16 protein-coding genes and 1 other RNA gene are annotated in these 18,998 nt (G+C 60.4%); 12 read left to right on the forward strand and 5 right to left on the reverse strand.

All coding sequences use genetic code 11. The features are described 5' to 3' along the window. Positions 1-11 precede the first annotated feature (11 nt). Positions 12-2,384, reverse strand: a complete 2,373-nt coding sequence (gene ybiO, locus KZO83_RS12615; protein WP_247621057.1) for a mechanosensitive channel protein — start codon at positions 2,382-2,384, stop codon at positions 12-14. A gap of 339 nt (positions 2,385-2,723) precedes the next feature. On the opposite strand from ybiO, the gene KZO83_RS12620 reads away from it, so the two are divergent. Further along, positions 2,724-3,584 (forward strand): glycine betaine ABC transporter substrate-binding protein, encoded by an 861-nt coding sequence (locus KZO83_RS12620; protein WP_247621058.1) that lies wholly within the window; start codon positions 2,724-2,726, stop codon positions 3,582-3,584. Between the two features lie 79 nt (positions 3,585-3,663). Here the strand turns inward: KZO83_RS12620 and ssrA are convergent. Next, positions 3,664-4,043: a transfer-messenger RNA gene (gene ssrA / locus KZO83_RS12625) on the reverse strand. Between the two features lie 110 nt (positions 4,044-4,153). Beyond that, complete coding sequence (gene smpB, locus KZO83_RS12630) at positions 4,154-4,627, reverse strand: SsrA-binding protein SmpB (RefSeq protein WP_247621059.1); 474 nt, start codon at positions 4,625-4,627, stop codon at positions 4,154-4,156. A gap of 137 nt (positions 4,628-4,764) precedes the next feature. Here smpB and KZO83_RS12635 point away from each other — a divergent pair, with 137 nt between their 5' ends. Together KZO83_RS12635 and KZO83_RS12640 are read left to right on the forward strand one after the other, a co-directional pair. Further along, positions 4,765-5,205, forward strand: a complete 441-nt coding sequence (locus KZO83_RS12635; RefSeq protein ID WP_178999006.1) for a type II toxin-antitoxin system RatA family toxin — start codon at positions 4,765-4,767, stop codon at positions 5,203-5,205. After that, positions 5,192-5,509 (forward strand): RnfH family protein, encoded by a 318-nt coding sequence (locus tag KZO83_RS12640; RefSeq protein WP_247621060.1) that lies wholly within the window; start codon positions 5,192-5,194, stop codon positions 5,507-5,509. Before KZO83_RS12635 ends, KZO83_RS12640 begins: the two co-directional genes overlap by 14 nt. Before the next feature lie 6 nt (positions 5,510-5,515). Here the strand turns inward: KZO83_RS12640 and KZO83_RS12645 are convergent, their stop codons facing one another. After that, positions 5,516-5,947 (reverse strand): outer membrane protein assembly factor BamE, encoded by a 432-nt coding sequence (locus tag KZO83_RS12645; protein WP_178999004.1) that lies wholly within the window; start codon positions 5,945-5,947, stop codon positions 5,516-5,518. 78 nt (positions 5,948-6,025) lie between these two features. Between KZO83_RS12645 and fur the strand changes: the two genes are divergently transcribed. After that, positions 6,026-6,478 carry a ferric iron uptake transcriptional regulator gene (gene fur, locus KZO83_RS12650; protein WP_040239960.1) on the forward strand — a complete coding sequence of 151 codons (453 nt, stop codon included), beginning with the start codon at positions 6,026-6,028 and terminating at the stop codon, positions 6,476-6,478. 100 nt (positions 6,479-6,578) lie between these two features. On the opposite strand, the gene recN is transcribed toward fur, so the two are convergent. After that, on the reverse strand, positions 6,579-8,252 hold the full coding sequence (gene recN, locus KZO83_RS12655; protein WP_247621061.1) for a DNA repair protein RecN: 1,674 nt from the start codon (positions 8,250-8,252) through the stop codon (positions 6,579-6,581). 185 nt (positions 8,253-8,437) lie between these two features. On the opposite strand from recN, the gene grpE reads away from it, so the two are divergent. The 8 genes from grpE to greA all read left to right on the forward strand — a co-directional run bounded on the left by grpE (position 8,438) and on the right by greA (position 18,935). Further along, on the forward strand, positions 8,438-9,070 hold the full coding sequence (gene grpE, locus KZO83_RS12660) for a nucleotide exchange factor GrpE (protein WP_178999002.1): 633 nt from the start codon (positions 8,438-8,440) through the stop codon (positions 9,068-9,070). A 130-nt stretch (positions 9,071-9,200) separates the two neighbouring features. Continuing rightward, the gene (gene dnaK, locus KZO83_RS12665; RefSeq protein WP_178999001.1) at positions 9,201-11,135 is read left to right on the forward strand and encodes a molecular chaperone DnaK; all 1,935 of its coding nucleotides are present in this window, start codon (positions 9,201-9,203) and stop codon (positions 11,133-11,135) included. 90 nt (positions 11,136-11,225) lie between these two features. Next, positions 11,226-12,365 (forward strand): molecular chaperone DnaJ, encoded by a 1,140-nt coding sequence (dnaJ, locus tag KZO83_RS12670; RefSeq protein ID WP_178999000.1) that lies wholly within the window; start codon positions 11,226-11,228, stop codon positions 12,363-12,365. 185 nt (positions 12,366-12,550) lie between these two features. Further along, positions 12,551-12,841: a DUF2218 domain-containing protein gene (locus KZO83_RS12675; RefSeq protein WP_247621062.1), complete on the forward strand. Its 291-nt coding sequence runs from the start codon at positions 12,551-12,553 to the stop codon at positions 12,839-12,841. A gap of 119 nt (positions 12,842-12,960) precedes the next feature. Further along, positions 12,961-13,770, forward strand: coding sequence for a 4-hydroxy-tetrahydrodipicolinate reductase (gene dapB, locus KZO83_RS12680; protein ID WP_247621063.1), 810 nt, complete (start codon positions 12,961-12,963; stop codon positions 13,768-13,770). A 243-nt stretch (positions 13,771-14,013) separates the two neighbouring features. After that, entirely contained in the window at positions 14,014-15,159 is a 1,146-nt protein-coding gene (carA, locus tag KZO83_RS12685; RefSeq protein ID WP_247621064.1) for a glutamine-hydrolyzing carbamoyl-phosphate synthase small subunit, read from the forward strand. 72 nt (positions 15,160-15,231) lie between these two features. Further along, a complete protein-coding gene (carB, locus tag KZO83_RS12690; protein WP_178998996.1) occupies positions 15,232-18,462 on the forward strand; it encodes a carbamoyl-phosphate synthase large subunit in 3,231 nt (1,076 codons plus the stop codon). Further along, entirely contained in the window at positions 18,459-18,935 is a 477-nt protein-coding gene (gene greA / locus KZO83_RS12695) for a transcription elongation factor GreA (RefSeq protein WP_178998995.1), read from the forward strand. The genes carB and greA overlap by 4 nt, the downstream gene beginning before the upstream one ends. Positions 18,936-18,998 lie beyond the last annotated feature (63 nt).

Consider the following 18,998-nt stretch of genomic DNA (forward strand, 5'->3'; position numbering starts at 1 on the left):
ACGCCTTGGGCTCAGTTCGGGTCCTCGTCGTTGTCCGGCTTGGTGTGCTCCGGATTGGTATTGCTGTCGGCCGGCGCATCGGGTGTGAGCTGCGTGTTCCGCGATTCCGGCTGCTCGTCCACGACTTCGCCCTTCTGGGACAGGATGCGTAGGTTGGCGGGCGGTGCGTTGCCATCCTTTTCCTGCCCGAAGTAAAGCGTGGTGTGCGGGAACGGAATCTCGATGCCGGCAGCGTCGAAGTACATCTTGACCAAGCGGTTGTAGGCACGGCCCACGCCCCACTGATCGCCTGGCGTGGTCTTGATGATCACGCGGATGTTGACTGAACTGTCGGCCAGCGCGGTCACACCCGCGACGCTGAGCGGCTCGAGCAGCTTGTAGCCGTGCTCGCTTTCCTTGAGGGCGTCGAAGGCGGCCTGCAATTGCTCGATGGCATCGTCAATGCTCTCACGGTAGGCGATACCGTATTCTCCGACATGGTTACCGAATTCACGCATATAGTTGGAGACGGTGTCCACCGAGGAGAACGGTACGATGTGGTAGGTGCCCGACAGGTCGCGAATCCCCACCGAGCGGATGCCGACACGTTCCGCCGTACCGGTGGTGCCGCCGACGGTGACGACATCGCCAGTGTTCATGGCGTTTTCCAGCTGGATGAAGACCCCGGTGATGACGTCTTGTACCAGCTTCTGCGAGCCGAAACCGATGGCGAGGCCGAGAACCCCGGCACCGGCGATCAGTGGACCGATGTTGATGCCGATTTCCGCCAATATGATCATCACCGTCATGGTGATCAAGGCGATCGCCAGGGCATTGCGGAATAGAGACAGCAGTGTCTTGGCGCGGGCTGAAGGCTCACCGGCACCGGCATCCGCATTCAGGCGATGCTCGATTAGGCTAGCGAGACCGATCCAGGCGGCGATGGCCACCAGCAGGATGATGATCACATTCAGCGTGGTACCCACGACATGTATGCCGGCCTCGGAGGCGTACCAGGCGGCGAGGTCGAAGACCTGCCAAGCGCTGAGCACGAACATCGCGACCGCGATCAAAATGATCGCGCGAATCACCTTGAGGCTGGTCGGCACGTAGGCGTTGAGACGTGTTTCCAGCAGGGGCAGGCGACGCTGAATATCTTCGGAAAGGCGAATGCGGCGGCCGATAAGCTGGGTAAGCACACCCGAGACCAACATACCGATGCCGATGATGATGACGGTCTTGAGTGTGGCCAGCAGCACGAAGGGCAGCGCCGTCTGCGGATGCAGCACGGTAACGGCGAATACCACCAAGGCATAGGCCAAGGCCAGCATATGCCAGGTGCGTCCCAGCAGGCGTAGCGCAAAGCGCGTGGCGCTCATGTCGGCATTATCGGCACGTTGCATCAGGGCGTCGCGCAGTGGAACGCGGTTCTTGAGGATCACCGTGGCAGCGTAGATCAGCGCCAGCAGCATGATCAGCGTGCCGAGCCCTTGGCCGAGCGCCGGCGACAGGTTGTAATTGATGATGGGCACGGCCACCAACATGCCATAACCGATGAAGCCGGCCAGGCGTGCGAGGAAGCGATTGCAGTACGACGCCTGTGGCGCAGCGATGGGCATCAAGCGCAGGCCATCGTAATGCGACGAGAACAGCATGCGCAGCGCCGCCTTGAACAGCTCGATCATCAAGAAGGCGTTCAGGAACAGCGAGAAACGCGTTTCCATGCTGCCCGCTTCACCGATAGCAAAGGTCGCGACTAGATTGCCAACGACATAGGCCAGTATGACGACGACGACATCTACGATGGCGGCCAGCACGACGGCGACGAGAGTGCGCAGCAAGGCGCTTTTCTCGGTACGCTGAGACGACCATTGGCTGAGCTTGCGGAATAGCGGTGACGCAATACGTCGCAGAACGAATAACGCCACGAAGGCCCCGATGACCACCAGCGCGAAGTTGAGTGCGGCCATCAGGAACGCGCCGGTATCGAGGCTCGGCCCGCTGGCGCTAGCGTTGCTACTGCTGAACAAGCCACCCAAGGCCGCGGCCAGGCTCTTGAACTGACCGCCGAGATCTCCCGCGATTTGGCTGGTGGCATCGGCTAGGCGGCGAGGAAAGGAAACCTCTTCGGCCGTCTGATCGCTGGGTGCATCCTCGGCGATCTCTGCGGGAGAGGATGCGCCTTCGACATCCAGAGCGTTTTCCTGGGCCGCCTGGGCGCGTAGTTGGTCGATGATCGTCTGGCGTGTCTGCTCGTTTTCGAGCATGTCGGCCAGGCTCGAGTAGGCAGGGGTATCGCCGTCCGTGGGCGTCGCGTCCTGTTGCGCCAGGGCTGGCGCCATCACGAAAAGCAGACACAGCAATAACCAGCGGCTGAGCCACGTATCGAGGCGTAGAGTCGGCACGCGGTAACCTCCTTGTACGGAATGAACTGAGTGGCATGCTGCCACATCGTTTATGATTAATTTGCCTGGCAATACTAACACTAGGTGGCTCATTGCCGAGCGTCGAGCGATGAACGCAGCGTTTTAACGGCTAGGCATCGCGAAGGAAGACAAGCCACCGTTAAAAGGATGATAACGGCTTCATGCTTTTTTGTACCATACTTGTACGAATCTGGACTGCCTAGCCTTTGGTCAATACATGGCTTGTTGACGTTGCCTCCTGCAAGGCGGTGCCTCGATTTGCATCGAGTATCTCTTCTCGGCATGCTTAAGTCACACTTCCAATAAAAGGCATTTCTCATGACTCAGTCATCGATGCGTCTCGCCGGTCTGGCCTTGATTGTCGGTGCTGGCTTGGCGGCCACTACTGCGCAGGCTCAAGATAAGGGCACCGTTAATCTATCCTACGTCGAGTGGTCTTCTACGGTCGCCTCCACCAACGTAATGCGGGCTGTACTCGAACAAGCCGGTTACGAGGTTAAGATGTCCTCGCTGTCCGCTGCCGCCATGTGGCAGTCCGTGGCTACTGGCGACACTGATGCGTTTCTGGCTGGGTGGCTTCCGACCACGCATGAGGATTACTACGCCAAGCTTCAGGATCAACTGGTCGATACGGGCGTCAATCTGGACGGGACCAAGCTGGGTCTGGTGGTTCCGGCTTACACCGAGGTCGACTCGATTGCGGACCTCAATGCGCATGCCGATGACTTCGATAACAAGCTCACTGGTATCGACCCAGGCGCCGGCATCATGCGTCTTACCGACAAGGTCATCGATGCATACGATCTTGATCTGGATTTGCAAAGCGGGAGCGGTGCTACCATGACCGCAGCGCTGAAAAGCGCCATCGACAACCATGAAGATATCGCTGTCACGGGGTGGACGCCGCACTGGATGTTCGCGCGCTGGGATCTCAAGTACCTGGACGACCCCAAGAATGTCTATGGTGGTGCCGAGCAGATTCATACCATCGTTCGCCAGGGGCTCAAGGAGGACATGCCGGAGGCTTACGCCATCCTGGATGCCTTCGAGTGGACCGCCGAAGACATGGGCGAAGTCATGCTGATGAATCAGAAAGAAGATTCCGACCCTTATGAAAATGCCAAGCAGTGGGTCGAGGACCATCAGGATATGGTCCAAGAGTGGCTCCCCGAGTCATAAGCCGCCTCGGCTAAGCTTAAGGGCATTTGGCCCCGGCAACGAAAAAAGCCAACCCCGTGGGGTTGGCTTTTTCGGTGTTTGGTGGAGGCGGGGGGAATTGAACCCCCGTCCGCCGGCACTCACCCATCGGCTCTACATGCTTAGGTCCGTCTTTTAATTTAGCGCCTCTGGCTCCGACGGGCAGGATCCAGCGACGCGATTCCTCTAAGTTTTAGCGGCTGACGCGAGGACAAAGCCAGCCGCGATCCCATCAATCTGAGCTCGTATCCCATCGGTGATGAATGGGCACATCACCTCCGGGCCGGACTAGAAGCTAGCAGTTGTTACGCTGCCAGCGCGCCCTGAGCGTAGTTGTCGTCGTTTGCGACTATTTTATCGTAACGTTGGATTTACGAGATACGTTACGCTCTCGGCATGCACCTCAGGGATTGTCACCGGCGTCGAAGCCATGTCGCCCCCGTAAGCGTTTCTACAGTCTAACAGGTTGGGACGTCCCGAGGCTAGTTCAACCCCGTCGCCACGGCTTTTCGTGGTTAGGCGTCTTTTTTCTCGGTGTGCCCTTGTCGCGTTCAGTGGGCGCGCATGATACGCGCCTTTTCGCGATTCCAGTCGCGGGCCTTTTCGGTGGCGCGCTTGTCATGCATTTTCTTGCCGCGCACTAGTGCAAGCTCGCATTTGACGAGATTCTTCTTCCAGTACAATTTAAGCGGCACGCATGTATGCCCCTTGTCCTGGGTACGCGAGAAGATCTTGGCGATCTCTTTGCGGTGCAGCAGCAGCTTGCGCGTACGCGACGGATCCGCCACGACATGCGTGCTCACGGTGTTGAGCGGCGTGATATGACTGCCCAGCAGCCATGCCTCGCCATCCTTGATCAGGATGTAGGTATCGGTGAGCTGTGCCTTGCCGGCACGCAGGCTCTTGACTTCCCAACCGGCCAGCGACAAGCCAGCCTCGAAGGTCTCGTCGATATGGTATTCGAAGCGAGCCTTTTTGTTTTGCGCGATGGTGCTCGAGCCGATATTGCCCTTTTTCTTGGCCATGGAACCTCTACATTACTATGCACTATGCGCCTAATCCGCTAGCCCCATGACATGGGGGAAGGCGTGATATCATTCAAGGCCTTGATGTTAACCTTCCATCATACGCGCACGGCGCAACAAAGTCAGCGGAGTGATGAATGCCTACGGTCAACCGGTCTGCCTTGGTAAGACATTCATGCAAGGCGATGTTCGATCTGGTCAACGATTTCGAGAGTTACCCTGAGTTCTTGCCAGGGTGCCGTCATGCACGAGTCATCGAGCACGAAGAGGGGCGCTATCTGATAGGAGAGATGACTCTGGGCAAGGGGAGCGTGGAGCAGACGTTGGCCACGCGTAATGATCTTTATCCCCATGAGCGCATCGAGCTGTCCTTGGCCGAGGGACCTTTCAAGCGTCTCAACGGTCGCTGGCTATTCACACCGATGGGCGAGTCGGCCTGTCGGGTGAGCCTGGAAATGGAGTTCGAATTTTCCAATCGCTTGTTGGGAATGGCGTTTGGCAAGCTGTTTCAGCAAGTGGCTGGCCAGTTGGTCGACGCATTTACGCGTCGCGCGGATGCGCTTTATGGCCCACAGTGACATTGAGCAAACGCGTATCAACGTTGAGGTCGCCTTCGCGGAGCCTCATCGTCAGCATGTCGTCGCGCTTACGGTGCCGGCGGGGACGTCGGCGCGCGACGTGGTCGAAGTGGCCGACTTGTCGACCCTGTTTCCCGAGCGTGGGGCCGACTTCTTCAGTCATGCACCACTAGGCATCTATGGGCAGGCATTGCGTGAGCCGGCCCGACATGTGCTAGTGGAAGGGGACCGCGTCGAGGTTTATCGCCCATTGGAAGTCGACCCCAAGCAAGCGCGTTTGGCGCGGGCCCGGGGAGGCGACTAAGCACGTTTACCCTTCTGGTGCGTAGCTGGGGCCCGCTGCAGGGGCGCCGCCGCTTGATCCAGTACCTTCCACTGCCGGGCCGGGACCGCCTTGCGTCGAGAGTTCGACATCGTCCTCAATGTTGCCCTCACGCTCGATGTCGGTCAGCTTGTCGTCCTTGAAGGTCAGCGTCACGCGCTTTTCTTCCACATCGGCATAGGCTTCGTCGAGGTAGAAGACGTAGTCCCAGCGATTTTCGTCGAACGGGCCTTGCAGCAAGGGGCTGCCCATGACATAGCGCACCTGCTCCTTGGTCATGCCAGTCTCGAGTTGCGAGACCATGTCCTTGGTGATGAGGTTGCCCTGTGCCAGGTCGCGTTTGTAAACGCCGACGTAGCTGCACCCGCTGACGAGCGCCAGGGCGACGGAAAAGGTGACTGTTTTAATCAAGTTTTGCATTTGCGCCTATCATTCACTATCGTTGCCTGGATTGATCATACCTGACCTACCACGATACTGCGAAGAGCAACCGCAACCATGGCCGATCAGAACCATGAACTGCGCAAGGCGGGGCTAAAAGTCACCTTGCCGCGTGTCAAGATCCTGCAAATTCTCGAAAGTACGCAGGACCAACACCATCTGAGCGCCGAAGATGTCTACAAAGCTCTGCTCGACGCAGGTGACGATGTCGGTCTGGCAACTGTGTATCGTGTCTTGACCCAGTTCGAGACGGCGGGGCTGGTGATTCGTCACAATTTCGATGGCGGCCATGCCGTGTTCGAATTGTCGCAGGAAGAGCACCATGATCATATGGTGTGCTTGGAAAGCGGCGAGATCATCGAGTTCTTCGACGACACCATCGAGCGGCGACAACGCGAGATTGCCGAGGAGCACGGTTTCGAGCTCGTTGACCATGCGTTGGTGTTGTACGTACGTCCCAAGGGGTCTAGCGTGACGCGTCAAGAAGGCTCGGGGCCCGGCAAGAAGTAGCCTGAGTATTTAGCGTACACCGACGACGAAACCGGCCTTCATGGCCGGTTTCGTCGTTTTGTATCCTCGTCATCGAGGGTAGCCACAGAACCCGGGACGCTCAATGCTGGGCGTGTTGGCTGGCGTCGAGCATTTCGCGAGCGTGTGCCAGTGTGCGGTCGGATAGTTTGACGCCACCGAGCATGCGGGCCAGCTCGCGTACGCGGCCGGCATCGTCGAGCAGCGCCATGTGCGTCAGGGTCGTATCGTGTTCGGCACGCTTTTCGATATGCAGATGATGATGCGCCTGAGCGGCGACTTGCGGCAGATGCGTCACGGTCAAAATCTGTCCTTGAGCACCGAGGCGCCTCAGTAGCTGGCCGACGATTTCTGCGATGGCGCCGGAAACGCCGACATCGACTTCATCGAAGACCATGCTGGGAACGCTGCTATGCTGCGCGGCAACGACCTGGATCGCTAGGCTGATGCGTGACAGCTCGCCGCCCGAGGCAACCTTGCTCAGTGGGCGTGACGGCTGGCCGGGGTTGGCGCTGATCATGAAGCGTACCTGGTCGAGCCCCTCGGCCTGGGGCGTCTCGCGCGGTGAAATGGCAACCTCGAAAGTCGCTTTGCCCAATCCCAGGAAGGCCAGTTGCGCCTGAACGGCTTCGCCGAAGCCGCGCGCCGCCTCAAGACGTGCCTCACTGATCGCTCGCGCCTGCTGTCTGTAGGCGTCACGCGCCTGTTCCACTTCTTCGCCGAGTGCTTCCAGATCATGTTCGCCGCCTTCGAGGCTCGCCAGTTCGTCGCTCAGGCGCTGATGCAGGTCGCGAAGTTCCTCGGGCATGACATGATGCTTACGTGCGATGCGGTGCACTTCGCCGAGGCGGGCATCGACCTCCGCCAGGCGTTGGGGATCGAGCTCGGTGGTGTCGACGAAGCGATGCAGTTCGCGTGCCGCTTCCTCGATCTGGATTTGCGCCTCGCTCAGCATGCCGAGCGCGTCTGCCAGTTGGTGGCGAATCTGCTCGGGTGCGTTCCCCAGGCGAGCGTTGGCGTGATGCAGTAATGACAGTGCACCGTGCTCGTCTTGATCGCAGCAGTCAGCGGCGAACTGCGCGTCACCCAGGATTTCCTCAAGATTGGCCAGTTGGGTCTGCTCGTTCTCCAGCGTCTCGAGTTCACCTTCGGCGAGCGCCAGTTGATCCAGCTCCTCCACCTGATAACGCAATAGCTGACGCCGTGCCTGCACTTCATCGCCGCTCTCTTGCAGGTCGCGCAGTCGCCGTCGGCGCGCACGCCAGTGATGGAAGTGCTCGCCGAGGGCCGCTACGGCCTCGGTCTGGCCGGCATAGGTGTCAAGCAGGCGCAGGTGAGTGTCTTCGCGCAAGAGTGCTTGGTGGGCGTGTTGGCTGTGGACCTCGATGAGATGTTCGCCGAGCGCTCTCAGGTCGCTCACCGTGACCGGTTGGCCGTTGATCCAGGCCTTGGAGCGCCCCGAAGCAGTGACGACACGCCGTAGCAGGCATTCGTCTTGCGGCAACTCGCGCGCGGCGAGCCAGGCACGGGCATCGGCGAGCCGGGCGATATCGAAGCGTGCACTGATGTCTGCACGTTCGCAGCCGTGGCGCACGCTGCCCACGTCGGCGCGCTCTCCCAAGCATAACCCTAAGGCGCCAAGCATGATCGATTTGCCGGCGCCGGTCTCACCGGTGATGGCCGTCATGCCATCGTGCAGGTCCAGATCGAGGCGCTCGACGATGGCGTAGTCGCGAATGGCAAGCTGTATCAGCATGAAAACCTCCGGGCGTCGGAAACGAAGCTGATCTCTGTGTGTTTATACAGTAGTTGGGTGGGGGCTTCAATTGCCAGTCATCGCAAGCGATATGAATGGCTTGAGATCGTTCATCGCATCCCCATATAGGAGGCAATCGCTTATTAGATGCGGCTTCGGGCCGCGCCAGCTGTCAGGAGAAACTCATGGCCAAAGACCCGCAGACCCCGACCGAGGAAGAGCTGGCTCGCGCTGAGCGCGATGCCGAACCCCAGCCGGACGATACCACCGGAGACGATGCCGAACTCGAAGGCGTCGTCGAGGATGTCGAGGCCAGCGAGGCCGATGCCGAGGCGCTCGAAAACCCGGAAGCCGACGCGCTGGCTGTGCGTGTCGAAGAGCTGGAGCAAGCCTTGGCGGAGTCCAAGGATCAGGCGGCGCGTGCCGCCGCTGAAGCGCAGAATGTGCGTCGCCGCGCGGAGCAAGATGTCGAGAAGGCACGCAAGTTCGCCTTGGAAAAATTCGTCAAGGAACTGCTGCCGGTCATCGATAGCTTGGAAAAGGCGTTGGAGTCGATGCAGGAAGGCGCTAGCGAGGTGCATCGCGAAGGGGTCTCGATGACTCTGAAGCTGCAACTCGACGTGCTTAACAAGTTCGGCGTGGAAGCCGTCGATCCGCAAGGCGAGCCGTTCGACCCTCAGGTGCATGAAGCCATGACCATGGTGCCTAACTCGGAGGTTGAGCCCAACACCGTGATCGAGGTCATGCAGAAGGGGTACCTGTTGAATGGACGTCTGGTGCGTCCGGCGATGGTAGTCGTCAGCCAAGCCGCCAATTGATGCGGCAGGGGAGGGATGTGATGCCAATGCCCTTGAAAGGCGTTACCCCACCCCCCAAATAGACGAACAACGAGGCGGTAATGCCGCCGACGAACACGAAACAGTCAAGCAACGATTTTGAGGTATTCCAATGGGACGCATCATCGGTATTGATTTGGGGACCACCAACTCCTGTGTTGCCATCCTTGACGGCGGCAACGCGAAGGTGATCGAAAACGCGGAAGGTGCTCGCACCACGCCGTCCATCATCGCTTACACCGACGATGGTGAGACGCTGGTTGGCCAGGCCGCCAAGCGCCAGGCCGTCACCAACCCGAGCAACACGCTGTACGCGATCAAGCGTCTGATCGGCCGCAAGTTCAAGGACGATGTCGTTCAGAAAGACATCAAGATGGTGCCTTACACCATCGCTGAAGCCGATAACGGCGATGCTTGGGTCGAGGTCAAGGGCAGCAAGTTGGCACCGCCGCAGGTTAGTGCGGAAGTGCTGAAGAAGATGAAGAAGACCGCCGAAGACTATCTCGGTGAAGAAGTCACCGACGCGGTGATCACCGTGCCGGCTTACTTCAACGATAGCCAGCGTCAGGCCACCAAGGACGCGGGGCGCATCGCCGGTCTCGAAGTCAAGCGTATCATCAACGAGCCGACGGCGGCCGCGCTGGCCTATGGCATGGACAAGGCGCGTGGCGACAAGACCATCGCGGTCTATGACCTGGGCGGTGGTACCTTCGATATCTCCATCATCGAAGTGGCCGATGTCGATGGCGAAACTCAGTTCGAGGTGTTGGCTACCAATGGTGACACCTTCCTGGGCGGTGAAGATTTCGATCTCAAGCTGATCGACTATCTCGTGCAGCAGTTCAAGAACGATTCTGGCATTGACCTGTCTGGTGACAGCCTCGCCATGCAGCGTCTGAAGGAAGCCGCCGAGAAGGCCAAGATCGAGCTTTCCGCCGCGCAACAGACCGAAGTCAACCTGCCGTACATCACAGCCGATAACACGGGACCCAAGCACCTTAACGTCAAGGTGACGCGTGCCAAGCTGGAGTCGCTGGTCGAAGAGCTGGTGCAGAACTCGTTGGCGCCTTGCAAGACCGCTCTGAGCGATGCCGGTCTATCCGCGTCCGAGATCGATGACGTCATCCTGGTGGGTGGCCAGACGCGCATGCCGCTGGTGCAGTCCAAGGTGGCTGACTTCTTCGGTAAGGACGCTCGCAAGGACGTCAATCCGGATGAAGCCGTGGCCGTTGGCGCGGCAATCCAGGGCGGCGTACTGGGCGGCGACGTCAAGGACGTGCTGCTGCTCGATGTCACGCCGCTGACGCTGGGCATCGAAACCCTGGGTGGCGTGATGACGCCGCTGATCGAGAAGAACACCACCATCCCGACCAAGAAGACGCAAACCTTCTCGACGGCGGATGACAACCAGACGGCCGTGACCATTCACGTGCAGCAGGGTGAGCGCAAGCAGTCCAGCGGCAACAAGTCACTGGGTCGCTTCGATCTGGCCGACATTCCGCCGGCGCCGCGTGGCGTGCCGCAGATCGAAGTCGCCTTCGATTTGGACGCCAACGGCATTCTCAACGTGTCCGCCAAGGACAAGGCTACCGGCAAGGAACAGTCCATCGTCATCAAGGCCTCTGGTGGTCTTTCCGACGAAGAGATCGATCAGATGGTCCAGGACGCCGAAGCGCATGAGGCCGAGGACAAGAAGTTCGAGGAACTGGTGCAGCTGCGTAACCAGGCCGATGGCATGGTCCATGCCGCGCGCAAGACCCTCGAAGAAGCCGGCGACAAGGTCGAGGCCAGCGAGAAAGAGCAGATCGAGACCGCGATCAGCGAACTCGAGGAAGCCACCAAGGGCGACGACCAGGAGCATATCCAGGCCAAGCTCGACGCGCTGACCGAAGCCTCCGGCAACCTGGCGCAGAAGATGTACGCCGAACAAGGCGATGCGAGCGCCGAGGGTGGTGAGCAGCAAGCCGACGATGGCGCCCAGAAGAAAGAAGACGACGTGGTTGACGCCGAGTACGAGGAAGTCAACGACGACCAGAAAAAGCAGTAACCACGACGTCTGATGCTCGCATGACGGCAGCGCGGGGGATGCTCTCCCGCGTTGCTGTTTGCGCAGCGCCGACACGGAGGCGGACCATCCATGTCCAAGCGTGACTATTACGAAATATTGGGCATCGAGCGGGGAGCCGATCAGAAAGAGATCAAAAAGGCTTACCGTCGACTCGCCCAGAAGTACCATCCGGATCGCAACCCGGATGATGACACCTCGGCGGAGAAGTTCCGCGAAGTCTCCGAGGCTTATGAAGTCCTCGCCGATGAAGAAAAGCGTGCTGCCTATGACCAGTTCGGCCATGCCGGCGTCGACGGTCAAGGGGGCGGCGGCTTCGGTGGCGGTGGCGCCGGAGCAGGCGGATTCAGCGATATCTTCGGCGATGTGTTCGGCGATATCTTCGGGGGCGGTGGTCGTCGCAACCCCAATGCGCCGCAGCGTGGTGCCGACCTGCGCTACAACCTCGAGATCGATCTAGAGGACGCCGTTGCCGGTACCACGGTCGATATTCGCGTACCGCGTCACGTCGCATGTGAGCATTGCGATGGCGATGGTGCCGAGCCGGGTTCCAGTAAGGAAACCTGCCCGACCTGTCATGGTCAGGGTCAGGTGCGCATGCAGCAGGGCTTCTTCGCCGTGCAGCAGACCTGCCCGACCTGTCATGGTGCTGGTCAGAGCATCAAGGTGCCGTGCCGCAAGTGTCATGGTGAAGGTCGCGTGCGCGAAACGCGGACCTTGTCGGTGAAGATTCCGGCTGGGGTCGATACTGGCGATCGGATTCGTCTCAACAACGAAGGTGAATCGGGGCTCAACGGTGGGCCGCCGGGTGACCTTTACGTACAGGCGGCGATCAAGCCGCACCCGATCTTCGAGCGTGACGGTCGCCATCTGCTGTGTGACGTACCGATCAACTTCATCGATGCGACGCTGGGCGGCGAGCTGGAAGTGCCGACCCTGGACGGTCGAGTCAAGTTGAAGATTCCGCCGGAGACGCAAACCGGCAAGATGTTCCGGCTCAAGGGCAAGGGCGTCAAACCGGTTCGCGGCGGCCCGCCAGGCGATCTGTTGTGCAAGGTCGTGGTGGAGACGCCGGTCAACTTGAGCGAGGAGCAGAAGGACTTGCTGCGCAGCTTCCAGGAAAGCCTGGACGGCAGCAACAGCCATCACTCGCCCAAGAAGTCGAGCTTCTTCGACGGCGTGAAGAAGTTCTTCGAGGACATGAAGCCGTAGGCGACATGTACGGCTGTCTTCGACCCCGCCATGGTTCCCATGGCGGGGTTTTTTCGTTATGTGGCGGTAGATGCCGGTTATGGTGCGAGGCCTAGCCGGCCTCGAACGCCTCGTTGCGTGGAAGACGCCTCTATGCATGCCATAATGAAAGGGTTGTTAGAATGCTAATCGAATAGGGAGGTCCTATGTCTGAGTCCCAAGCTGTCGTGTCGACGACATCCGGTTCGCGGTATATCAATCGCCTGTGCAAGCACTGGCAGCACAAGCTGGACGTTTCCCACGATGAGCATCAGGGGCGCGTCACGTTCGATGGCGGGGTGTGCCACATGCGCGCCGAGGCAGGTGCCTTGCATCTTCAACTGACGGCCGAGGACGCGGCGATCCGCGAGCGTCTTGAAGAGGTCGTGGCGGTACACCTCAAGCGGATGGCTAGCCGTGAGGAGCTCGATATCGTCTGGCAGCCTGGCGTGGCTTGATGCCGGCGGCCTCATCCGCGATCACGTCATATTCATGAGTGGCGGTGTGCGTGACGGGAATGCGGGACGGTTTGGTATACTCCCCGTCATTCATCGACACGTAATCGTAAGGAGTCCACATGACGCGTATCGCCATCGTCGGCGTCGCCGGGCGCATGGGCCGCACCCTGGTCAACGCCGTACAGCAAGATCCCGACGCTCGTTTGGCGGGCGGCATCGTCGAGCCCGGTAGCTCGTTGGTCGGTGCCGACCTTGGCGAGCTCGCCGGTGCTGGACGCTTGGGCGTGAATGCCACGGATGATCCGGCCGCCATCGTCGATGCCTTCGATGTGCTGATCGACTTCACCACGCCTCGGGTCACGCTGGCCAATCTGGCGTTTTGCGCTGAGCACGGCAAGGCCATCGTGATCGGCACCACGGGACTCTCCGACGCCGAGCTTGCCGAGCTCGACGGTTATAGTGACCGCGTTCCCATGGTGTTCGCGCCCAATATGAGTGTCGGCGTCAATCTCACCCTCAAGCTGTTGGAAACCGCTGCTCGGGCGCTGGGTGACGAGGGCTACGATATCGAAGTGAGCGAGGCGCACCATCGCCACAAGGTCGATGCGCCTTCCGGCACGGCGCTGAAGATGGGCGAGGTCGTGGCCAAGGCTCTGGATCGCGACCTCAAGGAAGATGGCGTCTTCGAGCGTGTCGGACAGTGTGGTCCGCGCAGCGACAAGGAGATCGGCTTTGCCACCGTGCGTGCCGGCGATATTGTCGGCGAGCATACCGTGATGTTCGCCACCGAGGGCGAGCGCATCGAAATTACGCACAAGGCTTCCAGCCGCATGACCTTCGCCAAGGGGGCGGCGCGTGCGGCGCGCTGGGTCGCCTCTCGCGACAGCGGTCGCTACGATATGCAGGACGTGCTAGGCCTTAAGGGGTAGTCTGCGATCTGCAAATCGCGTATCATCGAGCCAATTTGGCCAAGCAAATGCATTGGTGGCCACAGGGATCCGAGCGAATGACAATAAGGCGGGATGAAACCGGACTTCTTTCAGGTTTCGTCCCGCTTTTTTACGACCCGCGAGCAGCGGTCGTCGATACTCTCAGTGCTCCTTGAATACGAAGGGGCCGGTGACTCGCCGGCCCTGGCTCAGACTCGCGCATGACAAGGGGAGGACGTTGCGTTGATCAGACCCGCGATATTGGCCTTGGAAGACGGCAGTGTATTTCATGGCAGTGCCATCGGAGCCGATGGGCAAACGAGTGGTGAAGTGGTTTTCAATACGGCCATGACTGGCTATCAGGAAATCCTTACCGACCCCTCCTACACGCGACAAATCGTTACCCTCACCTATCCTCATATCGGCAATACCGGCGTCAACGCCGAGGACATCGAGTCTGCCGCCATCGCTGCGGCCGGTCTGGTGATCCGTGACTTGCCTCTCATGGCCAGCAATTTCCGCAGCGAGGCGAGCCTCGACGAGTATCTCACGCGTGGCAATGTGCTGGGCATCGCCGATATCGACACACGGCGCTTGACGCGACTGTTGCGCGACAAGGGCGCGCAGAATGGCGCGATCCTGGCAGGCAGCGAGGCCGAGGGCGAGGATGCCGTCGAGCGAGCCTTGGCGGCGGCGCGCGCCTTTCCCGGCCTCAAAGGCATGGATCTCGCCAAGGAAGTGAGTTGTCGCGAGACTTACGAATGGAGCGAAGGAGAGTGGTCGCTGGACAGCGGCTATGCCGATGCGGCCGAGCGCGAGCGTCCGTTTCATGTGGTGGCGTATGACTATGGGGCGAAGTTCAACATCCTGCGGATGTTGGCCTCGCGCGGATGCCGCCTGACGGTGGTGCCGGCACAGACCCCGGCCGCCGAGGTGCTGGCGATGAACCCCGATGGCGTCTTCCTGGCCAATGGGCCTGGCGACCCGGAGCCTTGCGATTACGCCATCGCGGCTATTCGCGAGGTCATCGCCGCCGATGTGCCGCTGTTCGGCATTTGCCTGGGGCACCAACTGCTTGGGTTGGCCTCCGGAGCGCGTACGGTGAAGATGAACAACGGCCATCATGGTGCCAACCATCCGGTTGAGGATCTCGATACCGGCCGGGTAATGATCACCAGTCAGAATCACGGCTTCGCGGTCGACGAAGCGAGTCTACCGGCCAACGTGCGGGCCACGCACCGCTCGCTGTTCGATGGCACGTTGCAAGGCATCGAGCGTACCGATTGCCCGGCGTTCAGCTTTCAGGGCCATCCCGAGGCCAGCCCCGGCCCGCGCGATGTCGCGCCGCTATTCGACCGCTTCATCGCCTCGATGCAAGCGCGTCGCTAAGGCCCCGCCTCCGCGCGGCGGAGGCGTTTTCACGTTGAGCCGTCGTCAGTCACCAAGTTAGCGGGAATCGTCATGCCGAAACGTACCGACCTTCAAAGCATTCTGATCATCGGCGCCGGGCCCATCGTCATTGGCCAGGCGTGCGAATTCGATTATTCCGGCGCCCAGGCCTGTAAGGCGCTGCGCGAGGAGGGCTATCGCGTCATTCTGGTCAATTCCAATCCGGCCACCATCATGACCGACCCGGTGATGGCGGATGCGACCTATATCGAGCCGATCACCTGGCAGGCGGTCGCCCAGATCATCGAGAAGGAGCGCCCCGATGCCGTCCTGCCGACCATGGGGGGGCAGACGGCGCTCAATTGCGCGCTGGATCTCGACAAGCAGGGCGTGTTGACGCAATACGGCGTGGAAATGATCGGCGCCAATGCCGACGCCATCAACAAGGCCGAAGATCGCGACCTGTTCGACAAGGCCATGAAGAACATCGGCCTGGAATGCCCCAAGGCGAAGGTCGCCCATCGCATGAGCGAAGCGTGGGAAATTCAGGGCGAGTTGGGCTTCCCGGTGATCATTCGGCCGTCCTATACCATGGGCGGCTCCGGCGGCGGTGTGGCCTACAATAAGGAAGAGTTCGAGGAGATCTGTACGCGCGGCTTCGAGCTTTCCAATAACCACGAGCTGCTCATCGACGAGTCGCTGCTGGGGTGGAAGGAATACGAGATGGAGGTCGTGCGCGACAAGCACGACAACTGCATCATCGTGTGTGCCATCGAGAACTTCGACCCCATGGGCGTACATACCGGCGATTCGATCACCGTTGCCCCGGCGCAGACGCTGACCGACAAGGAATACCAGATCATGCGTGACGCCTCGCTGGCGGTGTTGCGTGAGATCGGTGTCGAGACCGGTGGGTCCAACGTGCAGTTTGGGGTCGATCCGCAGACCGGTCGTGTGGTGGTCATCGAGATGAACCCGCGCGTCAGTCGCTCCTCGGCACTGGCGTCCAAGGCGACCGGCTTCCCGATCGCCAAGATCGCCGCCAAGCTGGCGGTCGGCTATACGCTCGACGAGCTGCAAAACGACATCACCGGCGGCAAGACACCGGCTTCGTTCGAACCGTCCATCGACTACGTCGTTACCAAGATCCCACGCTTCACCTTCGAGAAGTTTCCCCAGGCCAACGACCGTCTAACCACGCAGATGAAGTCGGTGGGCGAGACCATGGCCATCGGGCGGACCTTTCAGGAGTCGCTGCAGAAGGCGCTGCGCGGCATGGAAACCGGCGTCGATGGCCTGGATCCCAAGGTCACCGACTACAACGATGCGGGCATGGCGCTGATCAAAGGCGAGCTGCAGGCCGCCGGCGCCGATCGCATCTTCTTCGTAGCGGATGCGATGCGTGCGGGCATGAGTGTTGATGAGGTCTTCGCGCTGACCAACATCGACCGCTGGTACCTGGTGCAGATCGAGGAACTGGTGCGTCTCGAGCAGCAGCTCGCCAGTCGCTCGCTGAACGAGCTGTCGGCGGCGGCACTGTTCCGCCTCAAGCGCAAAGGGTTTGCCGATGCACGTCTTGCCACGCTGCTTGGGGTCTCCGAGGAAGAGTTCCGCAAGACGCGCCAGAAGCACGGCATTCGCCCGGTCTATAAGCGCGTCGACACCTGTGCTGCCGAGTTCGCCTCCGACACGGCCTATATGTACTCCACCTACGAGGAGGAGTGCGAGGCCGAGGTCAGCGATCGCCAGAAAATCATGGTGCTGGGCGGTGGGCCCAACCGCATCGGCCAGGGCATCGAGTTCGACTACTGCTGCGTGCACGCGGCGCTCGCCATGCGCGAGGACGGCTTTGAAACCATCATGGTCAACTGCAACCCGGAAACCGTGTCCACCGATTACGACACGTCTGATCGGCTCTACTTCGAGCCGGTCACACTGGAGGACGTGCTCGAGATCGCCGACAAGGAGAAGCCCGCCGGTGTGATCGTGCAGTTTGGCGGGCAGACGCCGCTCAAGTTGGCACGTGCGCTAGAGGCGGCCGGTGTGCCGATCATCGGCACTACGCCAGATGCGATCGATCGTGCCGAGGATCGCGAGCGCTTCCAGAAGATGATCGACAAGCTGGGTCTCAAGCAGCCGCCCAACGCTACCGCGCGCAGCTTCGAGGATGCCTTCTCAAAGGCCGAGAAGATCGGTTATCCGCTGGTGGTGCGCCCCAGCTACGTGCTGGGAGGTCGCGCCATGGAGATCGTCTATGACGCCTCCGAGCTAGAAAACTACATGACGCATGCGGTCAAGGTCTCCAACGATTCGCCGGTGTTGCTGGATCACTTCCTCAATGCGGCCATTGAGATCGATATCGACGCGGTCAGCGACGGCGAGCAGGTGGTCATCGGCGGCATCATGCAGCATATCGAGCAGGCCGGTGTGCACTCTGGCGACTCGGCGTGCTCGTTGCCGCCGTACTCGCTGCCGCCAGAGGTCCAGGACGAGATGCGCGACCAGGTCAAGCGTATGGCGCTGGAGCTCAACGTGGTCGGGCTGATGAATGTGCAGCTCGCCTGGCAGGACGGTGAGATCTACGTCATCGAAGTCAATCCGCGTGCGTCGCGCACGGTGCCTTTCGTGTCCAAGTGCATCGGCACCTCGCTGGCTCAGGTCGCGGCGCGCTGCATGGCCGGCAAGACCCTCGCGGAGCAGGATTTCACTCGTGAACGTTTGCCAGGCTATTACAGCGTCAAGGAAGCCGTCTTCCCGTTCAACAAATTCCCGGGCGTCGATCCGATCCTGTCACCGGAGATGAAGTCCACCGGTGAGGTGATGGGGAGCGGCGCGACCTTTGCCGAAGCCTTCTACAAGGCGCAGCTCGGTGCGGGCGAAGCGATTCCGCGCTTGAGCGGTGAGCGCCAGGCGTTCCTTTCGGTACGTGACCCGGACAAGAGCGAGATTACCGAGGTGGCCCAATCTCTGCTAGCATTGGGCTTTAGCCTGATCGCGACCCGTGGCACCGCCATCGCTCTCGAAGCGGCTGGCCTCCCGGTCAAGGTCGTCAATAAGGTCTATGAAGGCCGCCCCCATATCGTCGATATGCTCAAAAACGACGAGGTGGCCTATATCGTCAATACGACCGAAGGCCGCCAGGCGATCAGTGATTCTTCCGTGATCCGCCGTACCGCACTCGCTCGCAAGGTCCCTTATGCCACGACGCTGGCTGGGGCGCGTGCGGTGTGTATGGCGCTTGAGTATGGAAATGCAATTACCGTACGGCGGCTGCAGGAACTGCATGCAGGAGCAAGCACATGAATAAGGTCCCGATGACCGTCGCAGGTGAGCAAGGCCTGCGAAAGGAGCTCGAGCACCTCAAGAGCGTGGAGCGCCCCCAGGTGATCAACGCCATTGCCGAGGCGCGTGAACACGGTGATCTCAAGGAGAACGCCGAGTACCATGCTGCGCGGGAGCAGCAAGGGTTCATCGAAGGGCGCATTCAGGAAATCGAGGGCAAGCTGTCCGCGTCGCAGGTGATCGACGTCACCAAGTTGCCCAAGACCGGCAAGGTGATCTTCGGCGTGACGGTCGAATTGATCAACCTCCAGGACGATGAGGAAGTGCGTTACCGCATCGTCGGCGAAGACGAAGCCGACATCAAAGAGGGGCGGATTTCCGTGACATCGCCGATCGCGCGCGCTCTGATCGGTAAGGAAGAAGGCGATACCGTGTTAGTGCGCACGCCGGGTGGCGACGTCGAATACGAAATTGCCGGGGTCGAGCACCTCTGAGCTACGAGCTACGAGCTACGAGCTAAAAACGCCAGCGATATCGCTGGCGTTTTTCATTTCGGG

The organism is Chromohalobacter moromii, assembly GCF_023091865.1.
In the GTDB taxonomy this organism is placed as follows: Bacteria; Pseudomonadota; Gammaproteobacteria; order Pseudomonadales; family Halomonadaceae; genus Chromohalobacter; species Chromohalobacter moromii.

What these genes read in the sequence shown, in the direction of transcription:
- recN (WP_247621061.1), bottom strand. Translation starts at nt 8,252, where the DNA reads ATGCTGATACAGCTTGCCATTCGCGACTACGCCATCGTCGAGCGCCTC.
- KZO83_RS12620 (WP_247621058.1), top strand. Translation starts at nt 2,724, where the DNA reads ATGACTCAGTCATCGATGCGTCTCGCCGGTCTGGCCTTGATTGTCGGT.
- KZO83_RS12635 (WP_178999006.1), top strand. Translation starts at nt 4,765, where the DNA reads ATGCCTACGGTCAACCGGTCTGCCTTGGTAAGACATTCATGCAAGGCG.
- KZO83_RS12640 (WP_247621060.1), top strand. Translation starts at nt 5,192, where the DNA reads ATGGCCCACAGTGACATTGAGCAAACGCGTATCAACGTTGAGGTCGCC.
- KZO83_RS12675 (WP_247621062.1), top strand. Translation starts at nt 12,551, where the DNA reads ATGTCTGAGTCCCAAGCTGTCGTGTCGACGACATCCGGTTCGCGGTAT.
- KZO83_RS12645 (WP_178999004.1), bottom strand. Translation starts at nt 5,947, where the DNA reads ATGCAAAACTTGATTAAAACAGTCACCTTTTCCGTCGCCCTGGCGCTC.
- fur (WP_040239960.1), top strand. Translation starts at nt 6,026, where the DNA reads ATGGCCGATCAGAACCATGAACTGCGCAAGGCGGGGCTAAAAGTCACC.
- dnaJ (WP_178999000.1), top strand. Translation starts at nt 11,226, where the DNA reads ATGTCCAAGCGTGACTATTACGAAATATTGGGCATCGAGCGGGGAGCC.
- smpB (WP_247621059.1), bottom strand. Translation starts at nt 4,627, where the DNA reads ATGGCCAAGAAAAAGGGCAATATCGGCTCGAGCACCATCGCGCAAAAC.
- dapB (WP_247621063.1), top strand. Translation starts at nt 12,961, where the DNA reads ATGACGCGTATCGCCATCGTCGGCGTCGCCGGGCGCATGGGCCGCACC.
- grpE (WP_178999002.1), top strand. Translation starts at nt 8,438, where the DNA reads ATGGCCAAAGACCCGCAGACCCCGACCGAGGAAGAGCTGGCTCGCGCT.
- greA (WP_178998995.1), top strand. Translation starts at nt 18,459, where the DNA reads ATGAATAAGGTCCCGATGACCGTCGCAGGTGAGCAAGGCCTGCGAAAG.
- dnaK (WP_178999001.1), top strand. Translation starts at nt 9,201, where the DNA reads ATGGGACGCATCATCGGTATTGATTTGGGGACCACCAACTCCTGTGTT.
- carB (WP_178998996.1), top strand. Translation starts at nt 15,232, where the DNA reads ATGCCGAAACGTACCGACCTTCAAAGCATTCTGATCATCGGCGCCGGG.